Origin of the sequence: Aedoeadaptatus urinae (assembly GCF_900155585.1) — a bacterium.
Taxonomy (GTDB): domain Bacteria; phylum Bacillota; class Clostridia; order Tissierellales; family Peptoniphilaceae; genus Aedoeadaptatus; species Aedoeadaptatus urinae.
Window position 1 is genome coordinate 265,088 of record NZ_LT707416.1, and the last position, 8,054, is coordinate 273,141.

The 8,054-nt window shown below is 54.0% G+C and carries 8 protein-coding genes; 6 read left to right on the forward strand and 2 right to left on the reverse strand.

The genetic code is table 11. The features are described 5' to 3' along the window. Nucleotides 1-19: 19 nt before the first annotated feature. Complete coding sequence (locus BQ7397_RS02135; RefSeq protein WP_077074542.1) at nucleotides 20-427, reverse strand: Fur family transcriptional regulator; 408 nt, start codon at nucleotides 425-427, stop codon at nucleotides 20-22. Nucleotides 428-575: 148 nt separating this feature from the next. On the opposite strand from BQ7397_RS02135, the gene BQ7397_RS02140 reads away from it, so the two are divergent. The 6 genes from BQ7397_RS02140 to BQ7397_RS02165 all read left to right on the forward strand — a co-directional run bounded on the left by BQ7397_RS02140 (nucleotide 576) and on the right by BQ7397_RS02165 (nucleotide 7,295). Beyond that, nucleotides 576-1,646: a metal ABC transporter substrate-binding protein gene (locus BQ7397_RS02140; RefSeq protein WP_077074543.1), complete on the forward strand. Its 1,071-nt coding sequence runs from the start codon at nucleotides 576-578 to the stop codon at nucleotides 1,644-1,646. Continuing rightward, the gene (locus BQ7397_RS02145) at nucleotides 1,643-2,296 is read left to right on the forward strand and encodes a metal ABC transporter ATP-binding protein (protein WP_077074544.1); all 654 of its coding nucleotides are present in this window, start codon (nucleotides 1,643-1,645) and stop codon (nucleotides 2,294-2,296) included. The genes BQ7397_RS02140 and BQ7397_RS02145 overlap by 4 nt, the downstream gene beginning before the upstream one ends. A 5-nt stretch (nucleotides 2,297-2,301) precedes the next feature. After that, nucleotides 2,302-3,108, forward strand: coding sequence for a metal ABC transporter permease (locus tag BQ7397_RS02150; protein ID WP_077074545.1), 807 nt, complete (start codon nucleotides 2,302-2,304; stop codon nucleotides 3,106-3,108). 111 nt (nucleotides 3,109-3,219) lie between these two features. Beyond that, nucleotides 3,220-4,116 (forward strand): DegV family protein, encoded by an 897-nt coding sequence (locus BQ7397_RS02155; protein WP_077074546.1) that lies wholly within the window; start codon nucleotides 3,220-3,222, stop codon nucleotides 4,114-4,116. Between the two features lie 175 nt (nucleotides 4,117-4,291). Further along, the gene (locus tag BQ7397_RS02160; RefSeq protein ID WP_077074547.1) at nucleotides 4,292-6,133 is read left to right on the forward strand and encodes an acyltransferase family protein; all 1,842 of its coding nucleotides are present in this window, start codon (nucleotides 4,292-4,294) and stop codon (nucleotides 6,131-6,133) included. An 88-nt stretch (nucleotides 6,134-6,221) separates the two neighbouring features. Continuing rightward, entirely contained in the window at nucleotides 6,222-7,295 is a 1,074-nt protein-coding gene (locus BQ7397_RS02165) for an iron-containing alcohol dehydrogenase family protein (RefSeq protein WP_077074548.1), read from the forward strand. A 270-nt stretch (nucleotides 7,296-7,565) separates the two neighbouring features. Here BQ7397_RS02165 and BQ7397_RS09160 read toward each other — a convergent pair. After that, nucleotides 7,566-8,054: IS3 family transposase (locus tag BQ7397_RS09160; protein WP_159435152.1), on the reverse strand; the 489-nt coding region annotated here is incomplete at its 5' end.

An 8,054-nucleotide genomic window follows, 5' to 3' on the forward strand; every position in this document is an offset into this window, starting at 1 on the left:
CTAGGCTTCGTCGGTTTCTTTATTCCTTCTTTAAACAATCGGGGCATATGCCTTCCAGCTGAAAGCGGTGGCCCGTAATGGTGTAGCCCGTGGAGCGAAGAATGTGCTTCTCCAAGGCATCCAAGGGGCAGTCGTCGATGGGGGCGAGCTTGCCGCAGCGGGAGCAGACGATGTAGTGGCGGTGCTCCTCGTTTCGGTATTCGTAATAAGTGCTCTCGTCCTGCTCCAGGGACGCCTGCAAAATATCCGCCTCGGTCAGTTGATTTAAAATCCTGTAGACCGTGGACAGAGAGGCGCACACTTCCTTCGGCAACTCGTGAAAGACCTGGGCCGCGCTCATGGGCCTACGTGCCTCTTTTAAAATCTTCAAGACCTCCAGGCGACCCTTCGTCGCCTTCAAGCCTTTTTCCCTCAATAAATTTTCCATTGGCCACCCTCCCGGAATCATCATAAGCCATGGGCGCAAAAAAGAAAAGCGGGGAGGAAAAAATTTATTGAAAGCTCTTCCCAATAAGCGGAGAAAAGTGATATACTTAGGCATGTTAAATAACAATGATTTCTATTTGGAGGTATAAATGAAAGCAAAACAAATCATCGCCGTGGCCTGTGCCGCGCTGATGCTTACCGCTTGCGGATCGAAGGCGAACAACGACAATAACAACAATAACAACAACGACAATAAAGTCGTAGCCACCGAGAGCCAAAAGCCCAAGGGCGAGGGCCTGAAGGTGGTGACCACCACCTACATCCTTCGCGACCTGGCACGGGAAATCGCCGGGGAAAAGGCCGAGGTCAGCTGCATGATTCCCAAGGGCCAAGGGGTCCACGGCTTCGAGCCCTCGCCGAAGGACATTAACGGCTTAAACGAAGCGGATCTCTTTATCTATAACGGCGCCGGGCTGGAATCCTTCACCGACTCTTTAAAGGACACCTTAAACGGTGACGTGAGCTTAGTGGAAGCATCGAAGGGCATCGAATTGTTGGCCGGCGGCCATCACCATCACCACGATGAAGATGAGGCGACGGAACACGATCACGACCACGACAACCACAACAATAATCACGACAATAACCACAACAATCACAACCATAACAACGACAATCACGAACACGAAGCCGCAGGTCACGAACACGATCACGGCGGCATGGATCCCCACGTGTGGATGGCTCCGGACAATGCGGAAGAAATGGCTGAAAACATCTACGAAGCCATGGCGGCGAAAGATCCCGACAATGCCGATTTTTACAAAGCCAATTACGAAAAGCTCGCAGGTCAATTTGAAGCACTTGACGAATCCTTCGAAAAAGTGTTGGATAATGTGAAGCACAAAGACATCGTCGTCAGCCACGAAGCCTACGGCTATCTGGCCAAGGAATTCGGCTTAAACCAAATTCCCATCGAAGGCATTAATTCCGAATCGGAACCGGATCCCAAGGCCATGAAAGACATCATCGACGAAATGAAGGCCAAGGGCATTAAAACCGTCTTCACGGAACCGGAGGGAGACGACAAAATCGCACAAACCATCGCATCGGAAACGGGAGCCGAAGTGAAGGAACTGGATCCCATGGAATACGAAACCGACAAGAGCTACTTCGAACGCATGGAAAGCAATCTGAAAATATTGGAGTCGGCCTTGCGATGAAAGAAATTTACAGTGTAAAAGACCTGTACTTTTCCTACGGGAAGAACGAGGTTTTAAAAGGGGTGAATCTCTCTGTGAAGCAGGGAGATTTTCTCGCATTTATAGGGGCCAACGGCTCGGGGAAATCCACCTTGATCAAGCTCCTCTTGGGCATCGAAGTGCCCGATTCGGGCGTTATCGAATACGAAGGCGAGCCCCTGGGCAAGGACACGGATTTTTCCCGCGTCAGCTACGTGCCCCAGATCATGATCTCTTCCTACGACTTTCCCATTACCGTGCGGGAGATCGTGGACCTGGGCCTTTACGGAGAAAAGCTCGCGGAAGAGGAGCGCAAGCACCGCATCGACGATGCCCTTTCCCTCGTGGACTTGCAGGGCTTTCAAGACAGGCTCTACGGCGCTCTCTCCGGCGGGCAGCGGCAGCGCGTCTTAATCGCCAAGGCCCTGATCTCCATGACCGACGTGCTTATTTTAGACGAGCCCACCACGGGCATCGACTTTAAGGCGAGGGAAGAGCTGTTTCACATTTTGCGCCACCTCCACGACGCCCACGGCATGACGATTTTAATGATTACCCACGAATTACACTTAGTGGAAGACATGATCGACGGTATTTACGTCCTGGAAGACGGCGTCCTTGAAAAGAGGTGAGGCTGATGGAGCTTTTTCAATACGATTATATGATTCGAGCCATGATCGTGGGCCTGGTGCTTTCGATCGTGATCCCCGCCATGGGCGTGGTCATCGTCAATCGACGCCTGGCCATGATCGGCGACGCCCTGTCCCACGTGTCTCTGGCCGGAGTCATGCTCGGGCTCTTGCTCGGCATCAATCCCATTTTAGGCGCCGTCATCACCTGTGCCGTCGCCGCCCTTTCCATGGAATGGATTCGTCGCCGCTTTCCCTCCTACGGGGAAATTTCCACGGCGGTGATCATGTCCACCGGCGTGGGCATGGCCTCCATCCTCTCGGGCTTCGTCAAAGGCGGGGCCAATTTCGAATCCTTCCTCTTCGGTACCATCGTGGCCATTACGGATTTCGAATTTTACATGATCCTCGCCGTGTCTCTGGCCGTGGTCGTCTTTCTGGTTTTCAACTATAGAAAACTTCTCTACCTGTCCTTCGACGGCATTTCCGCCCGCCTGGCCGGGATTCGCGCTGACAGGCTGAGCGGTATCTTCGTCCTCTTGACGGGGCTCACCGTGGCCATCTCCGCCCGCACCGTGGGCGTGCTGATTATCTCCTCCCTTTTGGTGCTTCCCGTCTCCTGCGCCCTGCAGTTGAAGCTGAGCTATAAGAAGACCCACGTCGCCGCCATCCTCTTCGGCATCTTCTTTACGGAGGCGGGCCTCGCCCTCTCCTACTACCTAGGCCTGAAGCCCGGGGGAAGCATCGTCATGCTGGGGGTTGCGACCCTTATTATTTTAATGGCGAGTAGACAAGTGGCGGGGGCTGAAAAGTAGAGGCCTCCGTGCTCAAACGTAATTGACTTTAAAAGCCCGAACACGTAATATAAGGATTATCGAGGATCATAAAAAGAATTCGAAAACAAGTTACGCCACAAGGAGCGAATCATGATAAAGATATTTACCGACGACGGTGCGGATTTAAATTTTAAAATGCGGGAAGGCGCTCAAATCGTGGAGCTGCCCATCGCCGTTTCCGACGGAGAAAATGAATTTGAAACGGGAAAGGCCATCGACATCGACACCTTCTACGACAATATGCGCCAAGGCACCGTCTACCGCACCTCTCGGGTCCTGCCCGGCGTGCTGGAAGAAGCCTTTAGAGAGGCACTCGATCAAGGCCACGAAGTCTTATACATCGGCCTCTCTTCCGGCCTGTCCTCCTCTTACGAAGGGGCGGAAATGGTGAAGGCCATGTTGGAAAAAGACTATCCGGGAAAAATCGCCGTAGTCGATTCCAAATCCGCCACCTTCGGTGAAGGGCTATTGGCATTAAAGGCCGCCATCCTGCGGGATCGAGGCGAAAGCCTGGAAGCCATTGCGGATTACTTAAATAAGATCAAAACCACCTCTCACGAATGCTTTACCGTGGGCACCTTGGAGTATTTGCACCGGGGCGGCCGCGTGTCCAAGGCGACGAAAATCGCCGGCGGCGTCTTGCAGCTCTGCCCCCTGTTGGAACTGGAGAAGGAAGAGGGCACCTTGGAAGTGCTGGACGTCTACCGCGGCAACAAAGCCTATTTAAAGAAGCTGAGAAAATATATGGAAGAGCATTCCAAAGACGGCGTCTTTAATCCCGAGCAAAGGGTCTATGTCTACTCCGGCGATTGGCCCGAGCGGGTGGCCTTGGTAAAGGATTTTCTCATGAAAGACATGGGCATGGAAGAAAAAAACATCGACACCTCCCAACGGTTGGGCTGCGTTATCGGCGCCCACACGGGGCCGGAGGTATGCGTCGTCACCTTTTCCGGCGATCCCGACGAATTATCCTTAATGAATAAATGACACGACGAACCGGCTGCATCGGCCGGTTTTTTATTTGCAAAAAATTTTTCTTGTAAAAGGTGAAAGAAACTTTTCATAGGTCTAACCTTGTGATAACATTTAGCCCATAGCGGGCTCGCCCTCGGCGGCGCAGCCACGACTACATAACGGCTTTTGCCGTATTCAGGAGGCAGACTTGCACAAAGAAATCAGATCCTTTACCGGACTCCGCGCCCTGGCTTTGTGGGGCGTGATCCTTTACCACCTTTATCCCCATAAAATCGGCGGCGGCTACTTAGGCGTCGTCATGTTTTTCCTGCTCTCGGGCTATCTGCTCATGAGCCAGCACCTGGCGAAAAAAAAGCCCGCGCCCTTTAAAAAATTCATCAAGCAGTACAAAAAGCTTACGCCGCCATTGGTCCTCGTCGTGACCGTGGTGCTCTTTATCTCCGCCGTGGCCTTTCAGGCGGAATTTCGCGACGTGGCCGCATCGGGGATCAGCGCCGTCTTCGGCGTGAACAACTGGCAACAGATTCTGCGGGGCTTTTCCTACTTCGACCTCCACGGAAAATTTTTGCCCTTTACCCACTTCTGGGCCCTGTCGGCACAACTTCAGTTCTATCTTATCTGGGCCGTCATCAGAAGGATCTGCGGCAAGAATCGCGGCAAGCTCACCCTGTCCTTGTTGGTCACCGGCGGCATCTCCCTTCTCTTAATGCCCCTTATGACCCCCTTCGTCAAAGACATCACCCGCGTCTATTACGGCACGGACACCCGCTACTTCGCCTTTGCCATAGGCGCTTTGGCCGGGCTTATGGGCGAAAAGGGCAGCTTCAAGGGCAGTCAAAAGGCGAAAGCGCCCCAAGCAGCGGGGCTTCTGGCCGCCATGCTCATCTGCTTCGTCGTCTTTAAAAGCGGCGGCTTCCTCTACTACGGCGGCATGGCCCTCTTTTCCGTCCTCGGCGCGGCCCTCCTGCTCTTCACGGCAAAAGACGACAATATCGCCGCCAAAGCCTTGGGCAATCCCGTGCTAAACTATTTCGGCAAGCGCAGTTACGAACTTTACCTGTGGCAATACCCGGTGATGCTCGTCTTTCAACAGGCCTTCTCCCACAGTGAGCTGCCCTACTTCGCCGTGGTCCTCATTCAACTGCCCGTGCTCTTCCTCTTAGGGGAAGGCACCTACCGCCTCTTCAAGCATCCGATAAAGAAGAAGCGTGCCCTGAGGATTTCCGCCGCGGCCCTTGCGGTAATGACCCTGATCGGCTCCGCGGCCTTCAGTCCGAAGCGCATCGCCGCCAAGGAAAAGGCCGAGGCAAAGCGAATCGAAGCGAAGCAGAAGGCCGAGGCCAAGGCCAAAGAGCCGGAGCCCGTGGACGACGAAAACCTCTCCGAGGAAATCAGAGAAATCAATCGCCGCTGGCCTCAGGTGGCTCTCGGCGAAAAGGACATAAACGCCCTGGCCGAGCAGGACGGGCTCATGATCGGCGACAGCTTGACGGAAATGGAGGCGGAATACATTAAAATGCTCCTGCCGAAATTTACCGTGGACGGCAAGAAGAACCGCCAAATGGTGAAAGGCCAAGAGGTCTTAGAAAGCCACGACCTCAGTGCCCTCTCACCCGATGCCCCCATCGTCATTCAACTGGGCACCAATTACGACTTTAATGCGAAGGTGCTGGACGAGCTCATCGCTGCCACAGGCAAGCACCCGGTGTACCTGGTCAACACCGTCATGCCTGATCCCTGGGAAGAGCCGGTGAATCAAAAGCTCGCCGCCGCCGCCAAGGCGTCGAAGCGGGTGCACCTTATCGACTGGCACAAAATCGCCAAAGAAGAAGACGAGATCTTTATTTCCGACCACACCCACCCGAAAAACCTGGGCCTCTACCTCTTCCCTCAAGTGGTGGCCAAGGGCATTATGCCCTCGGTGAAGCCGGTGAAGGCGAAGCCAAGGAGCGAGGAGAAAGACGTCAATCAGAAAACGATGAAAGACAATAAAGCCGAGGCAACAGACGAAAAGAGAGAGACTGAATAATATATTTTTCTCCCGTATTTCTTGCGCCGGAGGGCGCGCCGGGTGTATAGTGTTTTTCATCTTGCAATAACGAAAGGGGAAAATAACTATGTATATGCCGAATTACCACCTGTCGAAGGACGGTTACGACGAATTGCCCGAGGTGCTGGCTTCGAGAGGCTTTAAAAAAGCCGTCCTCGTCGGCGGAAAGCGCGCCCTGGATGCCGCCTCGGGAAAAATAAAAGAAGCCCTCAAGGGCACCGATACGACCATCACCGGCACCTTTGTCTACGGCGTGGAGTGCACCGACGCAAACATCGAACGACTGATGAAAGAGCCCGCCGTTCAAGAGGCCGATATTATCTTCGGCATCGGCGGGGGCAAGGCCCTGGACACGGCGAAGGTGCTGTCCCTGCGCATGGACAAGCCCGCCTTTTCCTTTCCCACCATCTGCTCCAACTGTGCGGCCATGACCGCCATCGCCGTCGTCTATCACGAGGACGGCCGGGTGCGGGGCTACGAATTTCCCAAGTCTCCCTCGGACATCTTTATCGACCTGAAAATCATCGCCGAAGCGCCTGAAATCTATTTCTGGGCCGGCATCGGCGACGGCATCAGTAAGCAGGCGGAGGTTCTTTCCGCATCGCAAGGCGACGACCTGAGCCACATGGCCCGCCTGGGCGTGGGCATTGCCAAAACCTGCGAAGAGCCATTCCTGAAGTGGGGCAAGGAGGGCCTGGAGGATGTAAAGCACAACCGCGTCTCCCGCGCCGTGGAAGAAATCGCCCTGGACGTCTTGGTCTCCACGGGTTACGTGAGCAATCTCACCAATCAGCCGGATTTCTACTACAATTCCTACATCGCCCACATCTTCTTCGACGCCGCCTGTTTGATCCCGAGAGAAGGCAATTACCTTCACGGCGAAGTGGTCTCCTTCGGCGTCATGGTGCTCCACGCCTACGACGGCAACGAGGCGGAGCTGAAAAAAATCGCCCGCTTCAACCAATCCATCGGCCTGCCCATTACCCTGGAGGACGTGGGACTTACCGCCGACGACCTGGACGAAATGATGACCTTCGTTCCGGAAACCACGGAGTACAAGAGGGCAAGCAAAGATATTTCCGCAGAAAAAATAAAAGCCGCCGCCTTAATGGCAGACGCCTATGGCCGCAGCTTAAAATAAGCGCAAAAAAACCCTGTTCGCAAACAGGGTTTTTTTCATGCCGGGCTTTTTCGCCGTAGGTCATGATTGCACTGCTAAAAGGCGTTTGTGGGTGGTACAACGATCTATCCGTTTCGAAAAAGCCCGGTGTGCAGCACATCCCAATAAAAATCGGAACCCGTAAGGGTTCCGCACATATAAAAAGCGTTTTGTGGGTGGATGGGGATGGGGCCCCGGGGAAGGGGCAGAGGGCGAATTAAGGCGGACCCGCTTCTTTGGACACGTCAACCCCTATGCGTGGAGTAGTGTGGAGCCGTATTCGTATGGCGTCATATCGCCGAGGCCTTCTTGGTATCGGCGGTAGCGGTAGTAGTTTATGTAGTCGCTGACTGCGGCTTCGATCTCTTGGTCGTCGGCGTTTTCGTCGAACGGGACTTCTTGTTTCATTTTGCCGAAGAAGGATTCGCAGGGTGCATTGTCCCAGCAGTTGCCTTTTCTTGACATGGATTGGATGAGGCCCATGGATTGGACGGTGTCCCGGAATTTTTTTGCTGTGTAGTGAACGCCTTGATCGGAGTGGATGATGGCGTTTTGGTTGTAGCCGCAGGTGTTGAGTTGTTCGAGGGTTTCGAGGACGAAGTCGAGGCTGTAGCTTGTACTGGTTTTGTAGGCGACGGGTTCGTTGGTTTGGGCGTCGATGATGACGGAGACGTAGGAGAAGTGGCCTTGGTGTTTGATGTAGGTGATGTCGGTGAGGAAGAGTTTTCTTGCTTTGCCGGG

Bases quoted from the DNA above. Each gene is read 5' to 3' on its own strand.
- BQ7397_RS02135 (WP_077074542.1), bottom strand. From the start codon at position 427: ATGGAAAATTTATTGAGGGAAAAAGGCTTGAAGGCGACGAAGGGTCGC.
- BQ7397_RS02140 (WP_077074543.1), top strand. From the start codon at position 576: ATGAAAGCAAAACAAATCATCGCCGTGGCCTGTGCCGCGCTGATGCTT.
- BQ7397_RS02145 (WP_077074544.1), top strand. From the start codon at position 1,643: ATGAAAGAAATTTACAGTGTAAAAGACCTGTACTTTTCCTACGGGAAG.
- BQ7397_RS02150 (WP_077074545.1), top strand. From the start codon at position 2,302: ATGGAGCTTTTTCAATACGATTATATGATTCGAGCCATGATCGTGGGC.
- BQ7397_RS02155 (WP_077074546.1), top strand. From the start codon at position 3,220: ATGATAAAGATATTTACCGACGACGGTGCGGATTTAAATTTTAAAATG.
- BQ7397_RS02165 (WP_077074548.1), top strand. From the start codon at position 6,222: ATGTATATGCCGAATTACCACCTGTCGAAGGACGGTTACGACGAATTG.